This is a genomic window from Flavobacterium sp. PL02, from assembly GCF_035013205.1.
Taxonomy (GTDB): Bacteria; Bacteroidota; Bacteroidia; order Flavobacteriales; family Flavobacteriaceae; genus Flavobacterium.
In genome coordinates, this window is record NZ_JAYGJP010000001.1 from 1274027 (window position 1) to 1298191 (window position 24165).

The following is a 24165-nucleotide window of genomic DNA, read 5'->3' on the forward strand; positions in this document are numbered from 1 at the left end:
AAAATTTACATTTTGTCCTTTTTTTTGTTTCTAAAAGTAAAATTAAATTTATTTTACCTGAAAAGTAACTCTTCTTACGATTTGACGAGCTTCTTTAGAATTTTTATTCACAGAAGTATCTTCACCGTTAGCAATAACATTTAATCTAGACCCGTCGATTCCAGCATTTAAAGCTACTTTTTTCACAGCTTCAGCTCTTTTTCTAGATAGCTCAGTGTTATAGCTAGAGCTTCCAATTTCGTCAGCATAACCTACGATATCTGCACTTTTTGATGGATTGTTTTTTAAGTATTTAACTAAAAAGTCAACACCAGATAAAGACGCATTTGTTGGTTTTGATGAGTTAAAGTCAAAATAAACGTTTACATATCCTCCGTTAATTAACTCCTCAACAGTATTGTTTGTAGCGGTAGTATTTTTTTGCCCGTAGGTTTTATCTAAGTAACTTTCTAATTCATCTGGAACACCATTTTGATTGTTGTCAATAGATTGTCCTTTGGTATTTACGGCAACTCCGGCAATAGAATTTGGTTCTAAGTCATATAAATCGGCTACACCATCTTTATCGCTATCGATAAGACCTGTTTCGATAAGACCAACTCTTTCTTCTAATTTGTTATACTTGTCGTTGTCTTCAGAATACCAATCGGCATGTTTTTCGTTTTTACCTAAGTAGAAAGTTAAACCTACAGAAGCATTTAATAATACGCCGTCAAAGCTACCACTTGTTGTTGGGCCCATCCCGTCGAAATTGTAATTTTGTCTTCCATTAACGATTCCGGTAAGATCTCCAGTTAAAGCAATTCTATTACTAAGTCTAACTTGTCCTGTAAGACCAAGAATTCCGTGACCTGTGTAATCTTTTCCATCAAAACCTGTGTCAGAACTTAATTGAGAAACTCCGAATCCACCATGTGCTAACAGACCAAAAGTATTAGTCCAGGTTTCAAAGTTTAAAGCTCTACCAAGGTTAATAACCCCTTGCAAGCTTGTTCTTAATTGTCTGCCTTCAAAGTCGGGAGTATCATCACGTTCTTTAAATTGATCATATCCAAAATCGAATTTCAAACCAAACTTTGGATTAAACATGTATCTTACCCCTAAATCTGCATGAAATGGGCTAAGTGTAGCAGTCGAATACCCTTCGGTCATTGTTCTGGTTGGTTTGTTTATACCACCATTTAATTCGATAGACCATTTATTATACGGATTTTTTTCAACTGAAGGTTGGGCAGAAGTTGTTGCCATGTTTTGGGCACCTGCTGCCACGGATAGTAATAAAAGCGATACGGAAGCTAATTTCTTTTTCATGATATCATTTGTTTAATTTGATTTTTGTGAGCTCTATTTTTTAAACTCAACATAAAATTAGAGTAATGATTTTAAAAGAGTGTTCTATCGGTATTATATAATTCCCATGTTTTAGGGCTTTGGCTAGAGTAAGATTGCTTTATTAGTATTGTATTTTTAATTATTTTAGAGAATATATATATTATAAGGAGAGGAAAAAATGAATATTGCACAATGATAAAAGTTACGAATGATTATCTTTGCTTTTTTTAATTTAGAACCTTTTTATGACAACGAATAATAGAAGATTTCCTGCTGAATGGGAAAAACAACAAGGTATTGTATTGTGTTTTCCTCATAATGGTAAAGATTGGCCAGGGAAATACGAGGCAGTTCAATGGGCTTTTGTAGAGTTTATAAAAAAAGTAGCTACTTATGAAACTGTTTTCTTGGTAGTTGCCGATGAAGTTTTAAAAGCTAAAGTGAATGATATGCTCGAAAGAGCACGTGTAGATTTAAACAATGTTACTTATATTGTTCATAAGACTAACAGAAGTTGGATGCGTGATTCTGGACCAATTGTGGTTAAAAATGGAGATAAAAGAGAAGCATTAAACTTTAATTTTAATGGTTGGGCTAAATATAAAAATTATCAATTAGATAAATTTGTTCCAGCTAAAGTTGCTGATGTTTTAGATATTCCGCTTACACAAGTAATGTATAAAGGGAAACCAGTTATTGTAGAAGGTGGTGCGATTGATAGTAACGGAAGAGGTACCTTATTAACATCAGAAGAATGTTTGATGCACCCAAGTATCCAAGTTCGAAACCCAAATTTTACCAAAGAAGATTACGAAGCTGTTTTTAAAGAGTATCTTGGAATAACCAATGTTATTTGGTTAGGAGATGGAATAGAAGGGGATGATACACATGGGCATATTGATGATTTGTGTCGTTTTGTAAACGAAGATACAATTGTTACGATTGTAGAAACAGATAAAAATGATGCAAACTACAAACCTTTGCAGGATAACTTAAAAAGATTGCAAAATGCAAAGCTAGAGAACGGAAAATCTCCAATAATTGTTGCTTTGCCAATGCCTAAACGAATAGACTTTGAAGATTTAAGATTGCCAGCAAGTTATGCTAATTTCTTAATTCTGAATAATTGCGTTTTGGTTCCTACTTTTAACGATAGTAATGATCGCGTAGCACTTAATATCCTTTCGGAATGTTTTCCTGATAGAGAAGTAATCGGAATTAGTTGTGTTGATTTTATTTGGGGATTCGGAACATTACATTGTTTGAGCCAGCAAATACCTGTATAATTGGTTTTGATGAGTTAATATGAAGTTTGAGAATGTAAAAGGTTAAATTACAGAAAGATGAAAGGAATGAAATTTAAAATGTTTTCAGTTTTAATTGTGTTTTTTGTTTTAGTAAGCTGTGTCTCAAAAAAGAATAACTTAACAAATGAAAATTTTGAATTTGTTAGTGGCAATGAAAAAGTAATTTTTGAAATTTCGACTGGAAATAAATATTTAGAATCGAATGTTTTAACGAAAACTAAATTTAAGTTTGAAAATATTAATCCAAAAAATGTAAATCTTTCAGGGAAGACAATTCGGATTCTAAAAGGAAATGATGAAAATGAATTACTGGTAGAAATGTCGCCCAAAAAAGAAGATTTAGAAAACGGAAAATTAAAGATATTTGTTTCTTATAGAAGTAATAATGAATTTAAGACATTTGAGTTTGAAATTCCAGTAAAATTATAAAATAGAGTAAAACTAAAAAGAGGCGATTTTAAATTTAAAATCGCCTCTTTTTTATTATTCTGAATCAAGATCTCTTCATTGTCTCACGAAAGGAGCAAGTAATTGGCTTGAAACTTCTCCAAAACCAATACGAACTTCATTGCTCTCGCAATATCCTCTCATAATTACAGTATCGTTATCCTCGATAAATTTACGTTCGCTACCATCATTTAACTTTAAAGGATTTTTCCCTCCCCAAGTTAGTTCCAGCATAGATCCACAACTGTCTGGAGTAGGTCCGGATATTGTTCCAGAACCCATCATGTCGCCAGAATTAACACGACAACCATTAGAGGTATGATGTGCTAATTGTTGACTCATCGACCAGTACATATATTTAAAATTCGATCTGGAAACTACCGTTTCTTCTTTATCTAATGGTTTAATAGAAACTTCTAAATTGATATCAAACGCTTTCTTTCCTTTAGTTTGTAAGTAAGGAAGCGGAGATGGGTCTTGTTTAGGTCCTTTGGTTCTAAAAGGCTCTAAAGCATCCATGGTAACAATCCAAGGAGAAATAGAAGAAGCAAAGTTCTTAGCCAAGAAAGGTCCTAGAGGCACATACTCCCATTTTTGGATATCGCGTGCACTCCAGTCATTCAATAAAACCATTCCGAAAATATATTCTTCAGCTTCATAAGCAGGAATAGGTTCTCCCATTATGTTGGCATCAGTTGTAATAAATGCTGTTTCTAGTTCAAAATCAATAGATCTTGATGGACCAAAAACAGGAGAGTTCTCTCCATTAGGAAGCGTTTGTCCCATTGGTCTGTGTACAGGAATTCCAGAAGGAATAATAGTAGAACTTCTTCCGTGGTATCCTACAGGAATGTGTAACCAGTTTGGGAACAAAGCATTTTCTGGATCACGGAACAATTTACCTACATTGGTAGCATGCTCTCTGCTTGAGTAAAAATCGGTATAATCACCAATTAAAACAGGTAATTGCATTTCGACATCATCAATTTTAAAAATGACTATATCTCTATCTTTTGTAGAATCTCTTAATTGTGAATTGTTGATGTCAAATATATCGGCAATACGGTTTCTAACCAATCTCCAAGTTTTTTTGCCATCAGAAATGAAATCATTTAGAGTGTCTTGCATAAACATATCATCAGTTAAATCAATTCCTGAGAAATAGCTTAATTGTTGCAAAGCACCTAAATCTATGGCGTAGTCGCCAATTCTTGTTCCAACCGTTACTATATTTTCTTTGGTAAGAAAAACACCGAAGGGAATGTTTTGAATAGGAAAGTCACTATTCTCTGGTACATCTAACCATGATTTTCGTTTAGTATCGTTGGCAGTTATCGGCATGTGCATGTTAATTATTTGTTGAAAAATTCTATGTCAAATATATCATAATCTAACAGTTTGACAAACGTTTTTTTGTATTTTTGCATCAAATTAACGAAAAACTAAAAAATGCAACGCGACGAACAAATTTTTGATCTTATTCTTGAAGAACAAGAGAGACAAATTCACGGATTAGAACTAATCGCTTCAGAAAATTTTGTAAGTGATGAGGTAATGGAAGCAGCTGGTTCTGTTTTAACAAATAAATATGCAGAAGGTTATCCAGGCAAAAGATACTACGGAGGTTGTGAAGTAGTTGACGTTATTGAGCAAATTGCTATCGATAGAGCCAAAGAGTTATTTGGAGCTACTTATGCAAACGTACAACCACATTCAGGATCACAAGCAAATACTGCTGTTTATCATGCATGTTTAAAGCCAGGAGATAAAATTTTAGGATTTGACTTATCTCACGGGGGTCACTTAACTCACGGGTCTCCAGTAAACTTTTCGGGACGTTTATATACTCCGGTTTTTTATGGTGTAGATAAAGAGACAGGACGTTTAGATTATGATAAAATTCAAGAAATTGCTACTAAAGAGCAACCAAAATTAATCATCGCAGGAGCTTCGGCTTATTCTCGTGATATGGATTTTGAGCGTTTTAGAGTAATTGCAGATAGCGTAGGAGCAATCTTATTTGCAGATATCTCACATCCAGCAGGACTTATCGCTAAAGGATTAATGAATGACCCAATTCCTCATTGTCATATCGTTTCTACTACAACACATAAAACATTACGTGGACCACGTGGAGGTTTAATCTTGATGGGTAAAGATTTTGAAAACCCACTAGGATTAACAAATCCAAAAGGAGAAATCAGAATGATGTCTGCATTATTAGACTTAGCTGTATTCCCTGGTAACCAAGGAGGTCCTTTAATGCATATCATTGCTGCAAAAGCGGTTGCTTTTGGAGAGGCATTACAAGATGAGTTCTTTACTTATGCAATGCAATTAAAAAAGAATGCAAATGCTATGGCAGAAGCGTTCGTAAAAAGAGGATACGATATTATTTCTGGAGGAACTGACAATCACATGATGTTAATTGACCTTAGAAATAAAGGAATTTCAGGTAAAGAAGCTGAAAATGCATTGGTAAAAGCTGAAATTACTGTAAATAAAAATATGGTTCCATTTGATGATAAATCACCATTTGTAACTTCAGGAATTCGTGTAGGAACAGCAGCTATCACAACTCGTGGTTTAGTTGAAGACGACATGGAAACTATCGTTGCATTAATCGATAGAGTATTAACAAATCACACAAGTGAAGAAGTTATCGAAGAGGTTGCTAACGAAGTAAATGAAATGATGAGCGAAAGAGCAATCTTCGTTTATTAAGAATATTTTATTTAAAAAGATTAAGGTTTAAAGTTTAAGGTTTTGTTGATATCGAAAGCTATCACAAAAGTTTTAAACTTTAAACTTTTTTACTTCCAGCCCTAACTCTAAATACTTTTTTAAACATTAAACAAAAAGAAAAATGGGTGTATTAAGATTACAGTTGCCAACTGACCCAAGATGGGTAAATATCGTAGAGAAAAATATTGAAGAGATATTAACGGATCATGCTTGGTGCGAACAAAAAGCTGCAACAAACGCTATCACGATAATTACGAATAACTCAGAACATCAAGATTTAGTTAAGGATTTATTGGCTCTAGCCAAAGAAGAAATTGACCATTTTGAGCAAGTACATAATATCATCATCAAAAGAGGATTAAAACTTGGTCGTGAGCGCAAAGACGATTATGTAAATGAATTGTATTTATATATGAAGAAAAGCGGTGACGGAAGTCGTGTTTCTAGCTTGGTAGAAAGATTACTATTCTCGGCGATGATTGAGGCAAGAAGCTGCGAACGTTTTAAAGTACTTTCGGAAAATATCAATGACGAAGAATTATCTATTTTTTATAGAGATTTGATGGAAAGTGAAGCAGGGCATTATACCACTTTTATTACTTATGCCAGAAAATACGGAGTAGGGATTGATGTAGAGAAACGTTGGAGAGAATGGCTTGCCTACGAAGAATCAATAATTACCAATTACGGAAAAGGAGAGACGATTCACGGGTAAGATTAGTATTAAGTCACAGTGTTCAGTTTCAGTTTCAGTAACAGTGTTTAGTGTCATCCTGTGCGGAGTCGAAGGACATTCCAATTATCCATATAGTCTAAAAATCTAAGAAATCTAACAATCTAAGAAGTCTAACAATCTAAGTCAGTCTAACAATCTAAGAAGTCTAACAATCTAAGTCAGTCTAACAATCTAAGAAGTCTAAAAAAAATGATTACACTTAAAACAGCATCAGCAACAGATATATCTACAATAAGAGAAATTGCATTTAAAACCTGGCCTAATACTTATGGCGAAATCCTATCTCAAGAACAACTTGATTATATGCTGGACAAATTTTATGAGCCAGCCCTTTTAGAAGAAAGCATTCGTAACGGACATATTTTTACTATGGCTTACGAGGATGATTTTTGTCTTGGTTATGCAGGATATCAACATAATTACCAAGACAAGAATGCTACACGCTTAAATAAACTGTATTTGCTTCCAGAAGCACAAGGAAAAGGTATGGGGAAAATATTAATTGATGTTGTTGTGGCTGCAGCCAAAGAAAAAGAAGCAGATATCGTTACTCTGAATGTAAATAGATTTAATAAAGCAGCTTCTTTTTATAAAAAAATGGGATTCGAAATTGTAGCCGAAGCTGATATTGAGCTAGATCACGGGTATTTAATGGAAGACTTTATTATGGAAATGAAAGTAAAGTAATAACCTACTTTATTCAATTCTTAAATAAATTAGAATTTTACTTTAGTAATGCCAAAATTGGGAATGTAGCCATGTTTTAAAAAACTTTTTTGTAATATTACTATATAAATCATTTATTGAATGAGAAAAATAAAATACAAAAAAGGCCGAAAACTACAACCCTATTCTTTAGAATATACAGGTCGGCATAAAGACACTCAGTCGGAAATGCAACTTTTTGTTTACGATGATTTAGAAATCACCGAATATGAGAATTTCAACATATTAGCTTTAAATGCGTGTATCGATTACACTAAAAATAATTGGCTAAATATTCATGGTTTAAATAATATAGATCTTATTAAGACTATTGGAGAATATTTTAAAGTAGACGGCTTTATGCTTGCTGATATTCTCAATACTACAAAAAGGACTAAACTACAAGAACAACAAGAAATACTCTTTTTTAATATAAAATCTCTTTTACCTTCTGAAGATTCGGATAATATTAGTGTAGAGCAGATTAGTTTTATAATCAAAGACGGTATTTTAATCTCTTTTCAGGAAAAACGAAGTGATTTCTTTACACACATTCGCGAACGTATTAGGCAACATGCGGGAATTGTGCGAACCAAAAAAGTAGATTACTTGCTTTATTTATTATTAGATGCTGTGATGGAAAATTTTTATATCACACTCGAAGATGAAGAAAACAAAGTAGAAGAATTGATTAATATTACTAAAGGAGATACTAATCCTGCTATTCTTGAGGAAATAGAAAAACACCGCGATAATTTCAATTTCTTAAAACGCTCTATTATACCACTTAGAGATTCTTTATATGATATAAAAAGTATAAAAGACGACAATACATTTAATGGAATCGAAAAGGAAAATTTTAGTTTTTTTGCACGTTTACATCAAAAAAGCTTAGAACTTTTAGAACAAATAGAGTCAGATATGAGTTCGTTAGAAAGCGCTTCTAATTTCTATTTTTCGGCGCAAAGCCGTAAAATGAATGAAATTATGAAGACATTGACCATAATTTCGGCAATATTTATACCACTTACTTTTATAGTTGGAGTGTATGGAATGAACTTTGAAAATATACCAGAACTTAAATATCAATATGGATATTATTCTGTTATGATTGGGATGTTTTTATTGGTAATTGCGTTAATAATTTATTTTAAAAAAAGAAGGTGGTTTTAGAGTTAATAGCTGATAGTGAATTAACTGTCGTTCCTTAATTGGCCTGTAATTACGGATAAAATTAATAGTGGACAATATTGTCCTTGATATGACAAATGTCAGTTGTAGTAAGGGGCAATTTCTCTAATTTTGCTTCTTTTTAATTGAAAGGATTTATAAGATGAATACCGATTTAATTAAAACTATTTTTAATAAATAAAATATAGGATCTAGACTATTTTTAGATGTTTTTTAAACAATAAAATTATGAGTAAAGCAGTATATATAGCAACAAGCGAGCAGAATAGTGGTAAGTCGATTATTACTTTAGGGTTAATGAGTATGTTGATGGGGAAAACTGCCAAAGTGGGCTATTTTAGACCCATTGTTGAGGATTTTATCGACGGAGAATTGGATAATCATATCGAAACTGTGATTACACATTTTAATCTAGACATTAAATTTGAAGATGCATTTGCTATCACAAAAAGTAAATTAATCAAGAAGAAGAATAAAGGCAAAATAGGAGAAGTATTAGACTTAATAATCGAAAAATACAAACGTCTCGAAGAGCGTTTTGATTTTGTATTAGTCGAAGGAACTAGCTTTACAGGAGAAGGAACAGTAATAGAACTGGATACAAATGTATTAATTGCTAAAAATTTAGGAATTCCAACTATTATCCTTGGTTCAGGAATTGGTAAAACATTAGATGAATTGGTAGATAACCTTTCTCTCGTATATAATTCTTTTAAAATAAAAGAGGTAGAAGTTCTAGCGGTTATTGCAAATAAAGTTCAAATTGAGAATGTTGAATTGGTAACTTCGGGATTGAAAAAAAGCCTTCCAGAAAGTGTTTTGGTTAATGCTATCCCGGTTATTTCGAGTTTGAATAATCCAACAGTTCAGGAAATTGTAAATGAACTAGATGCTAAGGTTTTATTTGGAGCAGCACATTTAAATAATCAAACGGGACATTTTAGTGTAGGAGCGATGCAATTGCATAATTATTTAATGCATTTAAAAGAAAATAGTTTAGTTATTACTCCTGGTGATCGTGCCGATATTATTTTAGGTGCTTTACAGGCTAATGAATCGGCTAATTATCCTACGATATCGGGGATTGTACTTACAGGAAATATTATTCCCGAAGAGAGTATTTTGAAGTTAATAGAAGGACTTTCGCCTATTGTTCCTATTATTTCAGTAGAAGGTGGAACGTATAATATTACGAACCAAATTGGCGCTGTTAAATCGAAAATTTATGCAAATAATGAGCATAAAATAGAAACTTCAATTAATACATTTGAAAAGTATGTTGATTTAGATAGTTTATCTGAGAAACTAATCACTTTTGTGGCAGAAGGAATGACACCAAAAATGTTCCAGTATAACTTGGTAACCAGAGCCAAAAAGCATCGTAAGCATATTATTTTGCCAGAGGGAAGCGATGAGCGTATTATTATTGCTGCATCGAGATTATTAGCGATGGACGTTGTTGATATTTCAATAATTGGAGATAAAAAACAAATAGAAAGTAAGGTGGCTGAATTAGGAATTACTTTTGACTTTTCGAAAATTAAAATTATAAATCCAATAGAATCTCCATTTTATGAAGACTATGCGAATACTTATTATGAGCTTAGAAAAAATAAGAATGTGACCATTACTATGGCAAGAGATTTAATGGAGGATGTTTCTTATTTTGGAACCATGATGGTTTATAAAGGGCATGCTGACGGAATGGTTTCTGGTGCTGCACATACAACTCAACATACAATATTACCCGCTTTACAGTTTATTAAAACTAAACCAAACTCATCTGTAGTTTCATCGGTATTTTTTATGTGTTTAGAAGACCGTGTTTCGGTGTTTGGAGATTGTGCTATAAATCCTAACCCAACGGCAGAACAATTGGCTGAAATCGCTATTTCATCAGCAGATTCTAGCGCGGCTTTTGGGATAGAACCAAAAATAGCCATGTTATCTTATTCTTCTGGAACATCTGGAAAAGGGGATGAGGTGGAGAAAGTAAGAGCTGCAACCGAAATTGTTAAACAAAAACGTCCTGATTTAAAAATTGAAGGACCAATTCAATATGATGCTGCCGTAGATAGAAGTGTTGGTAAAAGTAAAATGCCAGACTCAGAAGTTGCAGGACAAGCAAGTGTACTTATTTTCCCTGATTTAAATACAGGAAATAATACCTATAAAGCAGTACAGAGAGAAACAGGAGCACTGGCAATTGGGCCAATGTTACAAGGTTTAAATAAGCCTGTAAATGATTTAAGTCGTGGTTGTACTGTAGATGATATTATAAATACAGTTGTTATTACAGCAATTCAGGCGCAAGGATTATAATAAATTAAAAATCTGGAATTAAAAATTAAAAGACTAAGCCTAGAAAAGGAACTTAGTAACTTAGAAACTTAGTGCCTTAGCACCTAAAAAAATAACAATGAAAATATTAATTTTAAATTCAGGAAGCTCTTCTATAAAATATCAATTAATGAAAATGCCAGCAAATGAAGTGATTTGTTCTGGTATGATTGACAGAATTGGTTTAGAAAGTTCGAATGTAACATATAAAACAAAAGATGTTTCTTTTGAAGAAATTTTGCCAATTGCAACACATAAAATAGGATTACAAAAGGTAGCCAGCTTACTTTTAAATGGAGAAACAGGTGTTATAAAAAGTACTTCAGAGATTAATGCTGTTGGACATCGTGTGGTTCATGGCGGAAGTGAATTTACCAAAACAGTTAAGATTGATGAAAAAATAAAAGCCAAAATCAAGCAACTTTTCGAATTAGCACCATTACACAATCCTGCAAATCTTGAAGGAATAAATGTTGCCGAAGAAATTTTTGATACAGCGGAACAAATTGCAGTTTTTGATACTGCTTTTCATCAAACAATACCAGTTGTAGCCCACAAATATGCTATTCCTGACAAGCTTTTAACAGAGAATAAAATACGTATGTATGGTTTTCATGGAACAAGTCATAAATATGTTTCGGAGAATGCTATTAAATACTTGAAGAAACATACTGATACAAAGGGTAAAAATATCATTACAATACATTTGGGTAACGGTTGTAGTATGACAGCGGTTAAAGATGGTAAAAGTATTGACCACACAATGGGATTTGCACCTGCTAATGGTTTAATAATGGGAACACGTGCTGGTGATATTGATCATTCGATAATTTTCTATATGAAAAATACCTTAAATTATTCATTAGAAGAGATTAATACAATACTCCAAAAACAAAGCGGAATGCTTGGTCTTACAGGTTTTAGCGACTTAAGAGATATTGAGGCTCAAGCAGAAAAAGGTAATAAAGAATGTCAATTGGCATTGGCAATGAATGCTTATCGAATAAAAAAATATATAGGTTCTTATACAGCTGTTTTAAATGGTTTAGATGCTATTGTTTTTACTGCAGGAATAGGGGAGAATTCATCTTATATGCGAAAATTAGTTTGTACCGATATGGAGTTTTTTGGAATTGAATTAGATAATGAGAAAAATGAAATTCGTTCTAAATCTAATCGCGAAATCAATACAGAAGCGTCTAGAACCAAAATTTTGGTAATCCCTACAGATGAAGAATTTGAAATTGCAAATCAAGTTCATCATTTGCTTAAAAACTAGATATAACACATTATTTTATAAAAAAAGCTTCTCATCGAGAGGCTTTTTTTATATGAAAATTTGAATAAATGTGATTATATTTGATGATAAATACCAATATTTTGAAATCAAATCTTCTTAAATCACTTTTCCTTATTTTTATAGCGTTACAGGTTCATGCTCAAGAGTTACTCCCTTTTGTAGAAAACTATAATAAATCTAATTACGAAGGTGATAATCAGATATGGAGTGTTGCGCAAGGAAATGATAATGCGATGTATTTTGCAAACAATCATTATTTGGTGCGTTATAATGGAGTAGTTTGGGAAAAATATACTTTGCCAAACAAGACTATCATTCGCTCGATAATGGTTGAAGGAGATAAGATTTATTCAGGTTCCTATAAAGAGTTTGGTTATTGGTATAGAGAAGATGGAAAAATGAAGTATGTTTCTATCTCTAAAAATAGGGGAGTATTTGATGAAAATGAAAATGAAGAAGTATGGAAGATATTTAAATACAATGACATTATATACTTTCAATCATTTAATCAAGTTTTTGCTTATGATGGAAAAAAAATCAAGAAAACAAAACTACCTTTTTTAATCTCCTACTGTTTTATTATCAATAATCAGTTGCTTGTAGCTTCTGTAGAGCATGGTGTTTATGTTCTAAAAGGAGATAAATTAAGCCCAGTAAAAGGATGGAATACTTTAAGAAATAATGTTATTCATGCAATAGAAAAGTATAAGAATAAGACATACATTTTTACACATAAAAACGGAATTTTTGTAGAAGATAAGGGAACTTTAATTGCTTGGAATAATCCATTAAATGGAATCCTAAAAAGTGCCAATATAAATGTTGCCCGATTTTTAAAAAATAATAAGCTTATAATTGGTACCGCCGGAGACGGGATTTATATGTTTGACTTTAATGATAATTCTTTTAAAAACATCAATAGAAAAAATGTATTGATGAACAATTCTATCTTAAGTATAGGACTGGATAAAGAAAATGATTTATGGTTAGGTCTCGATAACGGAATAGCACATATTGAAGTTACTTCGCCAGTATCTATTTTTTATGATAATTCGGGAGTTTTAGGATCAGTATATTCAGTTGTAAACATCGAGAAGGGATATTTAATGGCATCTAACCATGGTGTTTTTAAATATGTAGATAAAAAGCTCTCATTGATTCCTAATAGTCAAGGTCAGGCTTGGAATATAAGTAAAATAGGTTCTAAATACTTTATTGGTCATAACGAAGGAACATTCTTGTATGAAAATGGACAGTTTTCTAAATTAAATACAACAAATGGAGGTTGGAATTTGACTAAGAGTAGTATTGGTAATTCTTATTTTCAAGCAACATACAGCGGAGTTGTTGTGTATAAAGACATTAATAACTTAGATGAAAAAGTGATCTTAAACGGATTAAAGAAACCTATAAAATATGTAGCTCAAAACAAAAAAAATGAAGTTTGGGCAGCTGATAATTATAGAGGTTTATATAGAATTTTATATAACGACGATTACGAGACAAAAAAGGTAGAAAACGTTACGCAACACAGTAAAATTAAAAATGATTTTGGTGTGAAAATATTTGAGTTTAGAAAGGAAATACTCTTTTTAATAAATAAAACGTGGTACACTTATAATTCGATAGCGAATCAATTAGAGAAAAACGAACTTTTTAATTCGAATTTTAGTAATATTTCTGATGTAGCTGCTATTGACGAAAGTCATTTTATATTGCTACAAGACGGGTTTTTGTATCACATTTATGCAAATGGCAATAAATTTATCTGGAACAGTATTCAAGAGAAATATTATAAGGGTAAAATAATTAATGACAATCTGAATATTTTTAAAAATAACAATAACTATTTATTAAATCTGGATGATGGTTTTATTTCTTTTCAGTTAAAAGACATCAATAAAGAAAAACTAAATTTAGAGGTTGAGGCGTTTAATAACGAAAACTTGATAGAGAATAATTCGAGTATAAATTATAATACCGAATTAAAAATAAATGTAATCTCAGGAATATTTGGGGCATCAAAACCAAATTTGTCTTATAAAATTAATGGAGAAAATAAATTTATTCCCATAAAAGACGGTTTAATTGTTTTGAACAATTTAAATAGTGGTTCCCACGATGTCGAAATATTTAATCATGATGGTTTAAGTTATAGTAAGATTGCAAATTTTGAATTTGTAGTTGCAAAACCATGGTATCTTTCTGCTTGGATGCTTTTGTTGTATTTGTCTATTATAGGTGTTGTTTTGTATATCTATTATAAATGGAATAACATACGCTACTTACAAAAACTTGAATTAAGAGAAGAAGAGCTAAGACATCAAAAGAAAATTCTGGAAATGGAATTGAAAGCCGAGAATGATTTAAATAGTCAAGAGTACCAAAAACATATTCTTGAACTAGAGTTACAAACTAAATCATCAGAGGTAGCAGGTAAATCACTTTCTATTGCCAAGCAAAGCGAAATGATTGAAAAGATACAAGGTATTCTAGATTCTGAAGCAGATTTTAATAAACTCAAAAGCGAAATAAAAAAAGCGATTAAAATAAATGCTGTTAATAAACACGAGTGGGAAACTTTTGAAAATAATCTGAATCAGATACACAATGAGTTTATCACAACACTTTCTCAAAAATATCCTAACCTGACTTCAAAGGATATTAAGCTTTGCATTTACCTAAAAATGAATCTTTCCTCAAAAGAGATTGCACCTCTAATGAACATCTCATTTAGAGGAGTAGAACTACATCGTTATCGATTAAGGAAGAAATTGAACCTTGTACAGGACGAAAACCTTTCTAATTTTCTATTAAATATATAAAAACACCCTGTTTTTTTAGGGATAATATATTATTTAACTTTAAATTTTATCATATAACAATACATCATTACTACATCAACATGATGTGTAATGGTGTTTTTGTGTTTTTTTAATTTATTAAAAATCATTAACTTAATGTGTTTTTTTGGTGTTTTGATGTAGTCATGTAGTATTTCTATTTAACGCACTATAACGTTGTAATTATCTAAGTTTGACAAACTAACTTTAACAATTTATTAATATATGAGAAATCTTATTTTTAGCTTATTAGCGCTCATTCTACTTCCAGCATATATGTCTGGTCAAGTAATTAAAGGTAAGGTTTTGGATTCACAGGGTATGGCAATTCCAGGAACAATGGTCGTTGCCACAGAATCTAGAACTTCAACAGACACAGATTTTGATGGTAATTTTGAAATTAAAGCCAAAGTAGGCGAGACATTAAAAATTAGCATGGTTGGTTTTGAAGCTTCGACTATTAAAGCAACTTCAACTCCTATGAGTATTGTTTTAAAAGAATCAGAAGATACAGCTTTAAAAGAAGTTGTTGTTATAGGATACGGAACAAGAAAGAAAATAGATAATACTTCGGCAGTAAACTCAATTAAGCCAGAAGAAATCACTAGAATGAAAGTAATGAACGCTTCTCAGGCAATACAAGGTAAAGCTGCAGGGGTTCAGGTATCATCTTCTGATGCTCCAGGAAGCACACCTTCTATAGTAATTAGAGGAGCTGGTACTGCATTAGGAGGAAGAAACCCATTATATGTGGTAGATGGTATGCCTACAGAGAATATCAATAACATTAATGCTAATGATATTACTTCGTATGAAATCTTAAAAGATGCTTCTGCACTTGCAATTTACGGAACAAGAGGTGCTAATGGTGTAATTATGATTACAACCAAATCAGGAAAAGGAAAACTTACTGTTGAATTGGAGAGTTTTACAGGTTTTAGAACTCCTTTGAAAAAAGTAAAAATGGCTAATAGTGATCAATACATTAGTTATAATAACTTAGCAGCTTTTGATGATTTCCCAAAAGGTAGATTTGCAGCTAATCAGCCATATAGTACAAATTGGATGGATGAAATAACAAGAACGGGAACTTATTCTCAAAACAATCTTGCTATTTCTGGGTCTACAGAAACTGTTAAATACTTTTTTAGTGTAGGTAATTATGAAGAAAAAGGAATTTTAAATGGATCGGATTACGGACGTACAACTATTAGAAATAATAATGAGTTTAAAATTTCGGATAGGCTTAAATTGTCTCAAAATTTAAGTGTAACTAGTATAAAAAACAGACCAATGCCTTTAGGTGCATTTTCTGCAGCTTATAGACAGTCTCCATTAGTTCCTGTACGTTTTGCTAATGGAAAATATGGAGTTCCATTTGTAGATGAAGCAACAGGAATCGTTTCTGAAAACGGAACAAAATCGTTTAACAATGTAGGAAATCCAGTAGCTCAGTTAGATTATACAGATGAACAACAACAAAGTGTGATTTTACAAGGAGGGTTAAAATTAGATTATGAGATTAGTAAATCATTAAAGTTTACCTCTCAATTTAATGCAGAGTATTATACTTACAAACAGTATAATTATGTTGATAACGTTGCTCTTTGGTTAGCAGCAGATCCTACTCGTATACAGGGAGATTATCCTAAGGATTTAAATATAAATACATTAACAAGAGGTAGAGACGAATATTTTAACTGGAATTTATCTAACTACTTAACTTATAATAAAGTATTTGGAGATATTCATGATATTGAAGTTACTGTAGGTATGGAGTCTAACGTAAATGGTACCAGACAAAAATTAACTATTGATAGAAAGAACGTATATCCAGATTCTAATTACTGGTCTTTAGAAAATGTTAATGTTGCTGGTTCAGTAACAGGTTATAAAGATGAAGCTCTTAATCAAAGAAGATTAGCATCTTATTTTGGTCGTTTCCAATATAAATTAATGGATAGATACTTACTTACAGGTACTGTAAGACGCGATGGTTCGTCACAATTTGCTAAAGATCAGCGTTGGGGAACATTTCCATCTGTTGGTTTAGGATGGATTGTAACAAAAGAAAGCTTCTTAGCAGATATTAAAGGGTTAGACTTATTAAAATTAAGAGGTTCTTGGGGTAGATTAGGAAATCAAAATGTACCACTTAATACTCAGATATTAACTTCAGGAGTAGATTACCCTGGTTTTGGTTCAGGAACGACAATCAATTCTCAAATAGATCCTAGTTTAGGTTGGGAGATTGTTGAGGAACTTTCAGGAGGTTTTGATTTTGAATTATTGAACAATAGATTAAAAGGATCTTTTGATGCGTATAGCAAAAACACAACAAATACAATTTTGAATGTTAAGCCATATTCAGCTTCAGGAATTACAGTACCTACACCTGCGCACGTTGGTGAAGTATCTAATAAAGGATATGAAGTTGCATTACGTTGGGATGATAGAATAAACGACAATTTTAGCTACTGGGTAGGAGGGAATTATTCTTACAATAAAAATGAACTTACTAGCCTTAAAAATGTTCAATTATCTCCAGTAATTGGTGGTAGTTTATCAAATGGACAAAATGTTAAATTACTTGATAATAGAGCGATTGGACAACCTTTAGGTAGTTTTTATATGTACAAATATGCTGGTGTAGATCAAGATAGTGGAGAAATGTTGTACTACAAAGCAAATGGTACTAAAGTTGTTCAGGAAGGTTTAGATGAACTTAATGATAAAAAGTATGTAGGTTCACTTTTGCCAACTTCTACTTATGGAATTACTTTAGGAGCAAACTACAAAAACTTCGATTTTTCTGTTGACGGTTACGGAACAGGAGGAGCAAAAGTGTACAATGGTAAAAAGGCACAACGTTTTGGAGGAGAAAATGTAGAAGCATCTTTAGTTGGTAATTACGGAACAGCTTCAACTCCTTTGCCTTTTAATAAAACTCCTGTTGCTTCCACTTTTTATTTAGAATCTGCAGATTTTTTCAGAATCAATAATATTACTGTAGGATACAAACTTCCTCTTAAAGAAGATCAGTTTATTAGCTTTTGTAGAATATATGTAAATGCAATTAATCCATTCATCACACAAAAATTCTCAGGATTTTCACCTGATATCACAGGTGATGGTAAGTTAGTTGAAGGTACTCAGGGAGTTGAGCTAGATGCTTACCCATCATTGAGATCATTTGTTATAGGTGCTAATTTAAAATTTTAATATTATGAAAAGATTATATATATCAATGTTTGTACTTTCTGGATTATTCTTTTCTGGATGTTCAAATGAGTTTTTAGATGTAGACCCAACTCAAGCTCTTCCAGCAGATCCAGCGTTGGTAAATAGTGATGCGGGAGCTTCAGGATTTGTAACTGCAATTTACAATCAGTTCTTAAACTGGGACATGTCTTCTTTTGGATGGAACGCAGTAACAAGTATTATTTCAGATGATGCCGATAAAGGTTCAGATCCTAGTGATGCTGGTACAGATAAAGACGTTATTGATGCTTTAACTTATAATGCATCAACTCCATCATTTCAATCTACTTGGGATGCTAATTATGCAGGAATAAACAGATGTAATCAGGCATTGGCAATGTTCCCTAGATTAGACAAGGTAACACCTAGTTTAAAAGTGAGATTAGAGGGAGAAGCTAAATTTATGAGAGCTTTTATGTACTTTACTTTAGTAAAAGGATACGGAGGAGTTCCTATTGTGGATCGTTTAGCTAATGTTCCAATTACAGAAGAGGACAGAAAAATGCAATTAACACGTAAATCTACTGCAGAAGTTTATGCTTTTATAGAGCAAGATTTAAATGATGCAATAGCTAATTTACCTGAAAAATCTGCTTACTCAGGCGCAGATAGAATGAGAGTTTCTAAAGGATCTGCATATGCGTTGTTAGCGAAAGTTAATTTATATCAAAAAAATTGGCAGAAAGTAATTGACAATTGTGATAAAGTAACCGGATACGTTCTAGTTTCAGATTATGCCTCAATGTATAAATTAGATGGAGAATTTGGTTCTGAATCTATTTTTGAAATTAATGGAGTAGGTTCTACTTCTAGCCCTGGATTTGGAATTCCAAATTACACAGCTTCTCAAGCACCTCGTGGAGCTGGAGGTTGGGGTTGGGGATTCAACACACCTACAGAAGGTTTAGCAAATGCTTATGAAGCAGGAGATGTTAGAAGAGCTGCTACCATTATTTTTAGAGGATCTACTTTATATGATGGAAGAGAAGTGCCTTCAACAGTTGCTAACGCAATGTATAATTATAAAGCATACTCATCTGCTTATTATAACCAAGAATTTACAGATACAAATCTTAGATACTTAAGATATGCTGAAGTATTGTTAATGAAAGCAGAAGCTTTAAATGAATTAGGACAAACATCAGCAGCTGTTCCTTTCTTAAATGAAGTTCGTAAAAGAGCAAAATTAGGAGATACGCCTTTTTCTTCTCAAGATGATGTAAGAAAAGCAATCTGGAAAGAAAGAAGAGTAGAATTAGCTTTTGAACACGACAGATGGTTTGACATCATTAGAACTGGTCAAGCTGAAGCTGCGATGAAAGCAGATGTAAGTCCTGATTTCCCTAACGGAAAAACTTTTATTGTTGGTAGACACGAATTGTTTCCACTTCCAACAACTTTCGTAAGAGAATCTGTAGGATACTCAAATCAAAATCCTGGTTACTAAAATACCAAATAATCACTTCCTTCATAGTATGGAGGAAGTGATATTTATTAATTGCATAAATTTTTATAATGATTAGAATTTCAGTTTTATTGATGTCTTTTGTTTTTTTTGGATGTGGTTCTACTGCGAACAATTCAAAAGAAAATGCAACAGTAGCTCCCTCAGTTGTAAAACTATCGGATGAAGAGCTTATGGATGTAGTGCAAAAACAAACTTTTAAGTATTTCTGGGACTATGCTGAACCAAACTCAGGATTGGCGAGAGAGCGTTATCATCCTGATGGGGTTTATCCCGAAAATGATGCTAATGTTGTTACGACCGGAGGTTCTGGTTTTGGGTTAATGGCGATTGTATCTGGAATGTCTAGAGGTTACATTACAAAAAAAGAAGGTGTTGAGAGACTTAATAAAATAGCTGATTTCCTAGACAAAGCCGATCGTTTTCACGGAGCTTGGTCACACTGGATTGACGGAAATACAGGAAAAGTAAAACCATTTGGAACTAAAGATAATGGAGGAGATTTAGTAGAAACTTCATTTTTAGTTAGCGGAATGATTACTGTTCGAGAATACTTAAAAAATGGTTCGGATGCGGAAAAAGCAGTTGCCCAAAAATATGACGCACTTTGGAAAGGTGTAGATTGGAAATGGTACACCAATAACAAGAATTTCTTGTATTGGCATTGGTCGCCTACTTACGACTGGCAAATGAACTTTCCTTTAGAAGGATATAACGAATGTTTAATTACTTACATACTGGCGGCAGCTTCGCCAACACACCCAATTACGTCGAAAGAATACCACGAAGGTTGGGCAAGAAATGGGGGAATAGTTACGGATAAAACCAAATATAATATTCCCCTAATTCTAAAACACAATGGAGCTGAAGAGTTCGGAGGTCCTTTATTCTGGGCACATTATTCGTATGTTGGACTTGATCCAAATCAATTAACTGATAAATACGCTAACTATTGGGATCTAAACGTAAATCACGTTAAAATCGATTATGAGTATTGTGTAGAGAATCCTAAGAAATTTAAAGGATACGGTTCTGATTATTGGGGATTAACTGCATCTTATTCTAGAAATCCTGACGGAACTACAGGTTACAATGCGCATATGCCAAGTAATGATGTAGGAGTTATTGCACCAACAGCGGCAATTAGCTCAATTGTTTATACACCAAAAGAATCTATTGCAGTGATGCGTAATTTATACGAAAATCATAAAAAAGATACTTGGGGAGTAGCAGGATTTTATGACGCTAGTAGTTTACAATACGGCTGGACAGCTCAACGCTATTTGGCGATAGATCAAGGTCCAGAAGTGGTTATGCTAGAGAACTATCGTTCAGGTTTATTATGGAAATTATTTATGAATGCTCCAGAGGTTAAACAAGGATTGATAGGATTAGGTTTTCACTCAGGTAAATACGGATTCTAAAAAAAACAGTTTTAATATGAAGTATAAATTAGCAGTAGTAGCTCTATTATTTTCGTTCATTTCTTTTGCTCAAACAACTGTAAATGGGAAAATAAAAACCGAAATCATTCAAAAGCATGAACTAGGCTACGCATTGCATATTCCAGCGGATATAAAAGAGAAGAAACCATTGCTAATTTTTCTTCATGGTTCTGGCGAAAAAGGAACCGATATAGAGAAAGTAAAAATTCATGGTCCATTTAAGTATTTAAAAGAACACAAACTCGATGCTTATGTTCTTGCACCACAATGCCCAGAGAATGAAGAATGGGATACAGAAGTTTTATACCGATTGATATTAAAAATCCAGAAAGAAAACAATATCGATTCAGATAGAATTTATGTTACAGGATTAAGCCTGGGAGGCTGGGGAACATGGAATCTAGCTTTTGCACATCCGGATATGTTTGCAGCAATTGTTCCTATTTCGGGATTTGTAGATTTAATACAATTAGAACAAACCTGTAAAATAGCAAAGATACCAACACGAATTTTCCATGGATTAATGGATGATGTCGTGAATATAGATTATGCGATTACAATTTATAAAGAATTAAAAAAATGTAATAGCAATGTAGAGTTGACCATTTTTGATGACGCTGGTCATGATAGTTGGTCAAGAGTATATGACAACCAGGAAATTTATGACTGGATGTTTAAACAAGTAAGAAATAAATAAAACCCATAGAATGAAAAACAAATTAGTAATACTCTTTTTAGGATGTGCTTTTTTGAGTTATGCTCAAAAAAAAGAAGCCAAAAAAACTGTAAAAATTAAGCCAAGATCAGAGTTCGTTTCCGAGTTGATGTCTAAAATGACAGTAGATGAAAAAATCGGACAGTTAAATTTACCAACTTCAGGAGATATAACAACTGGTCAGGCTAATAGTTCTAATGTTGCTAAAAATATTGAAGAAGGTAAAGTAGGAGGTCTATTCAATATTAAATCAGTTCAAAAAATAAAAGAAGTACAAAAGATTGCAGTTGAAAAAAGCCGATTAAAAATTCCATTGCTTTTTGGTATGGATGTTATACATGGTTATGAAACTACATTCCCTATTCCGCTAGGATTATCTTGTATTTGGGATATGAAAGCGATAGAGAGAAGTGCTCAAATTGCTGCACAAGAAGCTAGTGCCGATGGTATTAACTGGACATTCTCACCAATGGTAGATATTTCTCGTGACCCACGTTGGGGTAGAGTTTCTGAAGGTTCAGGAGAAGATCCATATTTAGGAAGTGAAATTGCAAAAGCAATGGTTAACGGATACCAACAACATGATCTTTCTAAAAACAATACTATTTTATCATGTGTAAAACATTTTGCTTTATATGGTGCGCCAGAAGCAGGACGTGATTACAACACGGTAGATATGAGTAAAATAAGAATGTATAATGAATATTTTCCACCATATAAAGCTGCTATTGATGCAGGTGTAGGTTCGGTTATGGCATCTTTCAATGAAATTGACGGAATTCCAGCAACTGGAAATAAATGGTTAATGACCGATGTTTTAAGAAAAGAATGGGGTTTTAAAGGATTTGTAGTTACAGATTACACAGGAATTCCAGAAATGATTGATCACGGAATGGGAGATTTACAAACCGTATCAGCATTGGCGTTAAATGCAGGTGTAGAGATGGATATGGTAGGAGAAGGATTCCTTACTACATTAAAAAAATCATTGGCAGAGAATAAAGTAAGCATAGAACAATTAGATAATGCAGTACGTCTTATTCTTGAGGCTAAATACGATTTAGGATTGTTTGAAGATCCTTATAAATACTGTGATCCAAAAAGAGCTAAAACAGAGATTTTTACAGCAAGCCATAGAGCCGAAGCTAGAAAAATATCTTCACAATCATTGGTTTTATTAAAAAATGAAAATCAATTATTGCCATTAAAAAAATCAGGAACAATTGCAGTAATTGGACCATTGGCTGATGCCAAAGAAAATATGCCAGGTACTTGGAGTGTTGCTACAAATATGAAAACAGCTATTTCATTATTAGCAGGAATTAAAGATGTTGCAGGAAAATCAACAAACGTACTTTATGCAAAAGGAAGTAACCTAGATTATGATGCTACATTTGAAGAGAAAGCAACAATGTTTGGTAAAACATTACACCGTGATAACAGAACTAAAGAAGAATTGCTTGCGGAAGCTTTAAAAGTAGCTTCACAATCAGATGTAATTGTTGCTGCAATCGGTGAATCTGCTGAGATGAGCGGAGAAAGTAGTAGTCGAACTAACTTAGAAATTCCACAAGCACAAAAAGATTTATTACAAGCATTATTAAAAACAGGAAAACCAGTTGTTGTGGTTTTATTTGATGGTCGTCCGTTAGTAATAAAAGAAGAAAGCGAAACTGTTCCAGCAATTCTTAATGTTTGGTTTGCAGGAAGTGAAGCAGGACATGCAATTGCAGATGTTTTGTTTGGAGATGAAAATCCTTCAGGAAAATTAACATCTACATTCCCAAGAAACGTAGGACAAGTGCCTATTTATTATAACCAAAAAAATACAGGAAGACCACTTTTAAACAAAGAAGGAAAATTTGAAAAATTCAGATCTAACTTTATTGACGAAAGAAATGAGCCTTTATATGCTTTTGGTTACGGATTAAGTTATACAACTTTTGACTATTCAAACTTAAAAATTTCATCTGATAAAATGAACTTCACAGGAAAACTAAATGTTACTGTTGATGTTACAAATACAGGAAATTATGATGGTAAAGAGGTAGTTCAGTTATACATAAGAGATTTAGTAGGATCTGTTACAAGACCAGTAAGAGAACTTAAAGGATTCCAAAAAATAGACCTTAAAAAAGGAGAAAAAAGAACTGTGAATTTTGAAATTACTGTTGAGGATTTGAAATTTTACAATTCAGATTTAAAATTTATTGCAGAGCCAGGACAATTCGACGTATTTGTTGGAACTGACTCAAATGCAGAGAAGAAAGTTAGTTTTGAGTTAATCAAGTAATTGGTTGGTTTGATTGATTCGTGTTTGGCCCTTCGTTATT

At 32.6% G+C, this 24165-nt stretch carries 16 protein-coding genes; 14 read left to right on the forward strand and 2 right to left on the reverse strand.

What is annotated here, in order from left to right; all coding sequences use genetic code 11:
• Positions 1 to 48 precede the first annotated feature (48 nt).
• Positions 49 to 1311: an OmpA family protein gene (locus SHI72_RS05360; RefSeq protein WP_039113031.1), complete on the reverse strand. Its 1263-nt coding sequence runs from the start codon at positions 1309 to 1311 to the stop codon at positions 49 to 51.
• Between the two features lie 266 nt (positions 1312 to 1577).
• Between SHI72_RS05360 and SHI72_RS05365 the strand changes: the two genes are divergently transcribed.
• On the forward strand, positions 1578 to 2618 hold the full coding sequence (locus SHI72_RS05365) for an agmatine deiminase family protein (RefSeq protein ID WP_323489280.1): 1041 nt from the start codon (positions 1578 to 1580) through the stop codon (positions 2616 to 2618).
• 57 nt (positions 2619 to 2675) lie between these two features.
• Complete coding sequence (locus tag SHI72_RS05370) at positions 2676 to 3068, forward strand: hypothetical protein (protein WP_323489281.1); 393 nt, start codon at positions 2676 to 2678, stop codon at positions 3066 to 3068.
• A gap of 75 nt (positions 3069 to 3143) precedes the next feature.
• On the opposite strand, the gene fahA is transcribed toward SHI72_RS05370, so the two are convergent.
• On the reverse strand, positions 3144 to 4427 hold the full coding sequence (fahA, locus tag SHI72_RS05375) for a fumarylacetoacetase (protein ID WP_323489282.1): 1284 nt from the start codon (positions 4425 to 4427) through the stop codon (positions 3144 to 3146).
• Positions 4428 to 4535: 108 nt separating this feature from the next.
• Here fahA and glyA point away from each other — a divergent pair, with 108 nt between their 5' ends.
• From glyA to bglX, 12 genes are all read left to right on the forward strand, one after another.
• Positions 4536 to 5810, forward strand: coding sequence for a serine hydroxymethyltransferase (gene glyA / locus SHI72_RS05380; RefSeq protein ID WP_039113028.1), 1275 nt, complete (start codon positions 4536 to 4538; stop codon positions 5808 to 5810).
• Between the two features lie 142 nt (positions 5811 to 5952).
• Positions 5953 to 6546: a tRNA-(ms[2]io[6]A)-hydroxylase gene (locus SHI72_RS05385; protein WP_039113027.1), complete on the forward strand. Its 594-nt coding sequence runs from the start codon at positions 5953 to 5955 to the stop codon at positions 6544 to 6546.
• A 210-nt stretch (positions 6547 to 6756) separates the two neighbouring features.
• A complete protein-coding gene (locus tag SHI72_RS05390) occupies positions 6757 to 7254 on the forward strand; it encodes a GNAT family N-acetyltransferase (protein WP_323489283.1) in 498 nt (165 codons plus the stop codon).
• Between the two features lie 120 nt (positions 7255 to 7374).
• The gene (gene corA / locus SHI72_RS05395; RefSeq protein ID WP_039118308.1) at positions 7375 to 8445 is read left to right on the forward strand and encodes a magnesium/cobalt transporter CorA; all 1071 of its coding nucleotides are present in this window, start codon (positions 7375 to 7377) and stop codon (positions 8443 to 8445) included.
• Between the two features lie 246 nt (positions 8446 to 8691).
• Positions 8692 to 10785, forward strand: coding sequence for a phosphate acetyltransferase (gene pta / locus SHI72_RS05400; RefSeq protein WP_039113024.1), 2094 nt, complete (start codon positions 8692 to 8694; stop codon positions 10783 to 10785).
• Between the two features lie 97 nt (positions 10786 to 10882).
• Positions 10883 to 12082, forward strand: a complete 1200-nt coding sequence (locus tag SHI72_RS05405) for an acetate/propionate family kinase (protein WP_039113023.1) — start codon at positions 10883 to 10885, stop codon at positions 12080 to 12082.
• 101 nt (positions 12083 to 12183) lie between these two features.
• Entirely contained in the window at positions 12184 to 14928 is a 2745-nt protein-coding gene (locus SHI72_RS05410; RefSeq protein ID WP_323489284.1) for a histidine kinase, read from the forward strand.
• Between the two features lie 243 nt (positions 14929 to 15171).
• Entirely contained in the window at positions 15172 to 18168 is a 2997-nt protein-coding gene (locus SHI72_RS05415) for a SusC/RagA family TonB-linked outer membrane protein (protein ID WP_086894337.1), read from the forward strand.
• A 4-nt stretch (positions 18169 to 18172) separates the two neighbouring features.
• A complete protein-coding gene (locus tag SHI72_RS05420) occupies positions 18173 to 19654 on the forward strand; it encodes a RagB/SusD family nutrient uptake outer membrane protein (protein ID WP_323489285.1) in 1482 nt (493 codons plus the stop codon).
• A gap of 68 nt (positions 19655 to 19722) precedes the next feature.
• A complete protein-coding gene (locus SHI72_RS05425) occupies positions 19723 to 21096 on the forward strand; it encodes a glucoamylase family protein (protein ID WP_039118311.1) in 1374 nt (457 codons plus the stop codon).
• 16 nt (positions 21097 to 21112) lie between these two features.
• Complete coding sequence (locus SHI72_RS05430; protein ID WP_039118312.1) at positions 21113 to 21814, forward strand: prolyl oligopeptidase family serine peptidase; 702 nt, start codon at positions 21113 to 21115, stop codon at positions 21812 to 21814.
• Positions 21815 to 21824: 10 nt separating this feature from the next.
• Positions 21825 to 24125, forward strand: coding sequence for a beta-glucosidase BglX (bglX, locus tag SHI72_RS05435; RefSeq protein WP_039118313.1), 2301 nt, complete (start codon positions 21825 to 21827; stop codon positions 24123 to 24125).
• Positions 24126 to 24165 lie beyond the last annotated feature (40 nt).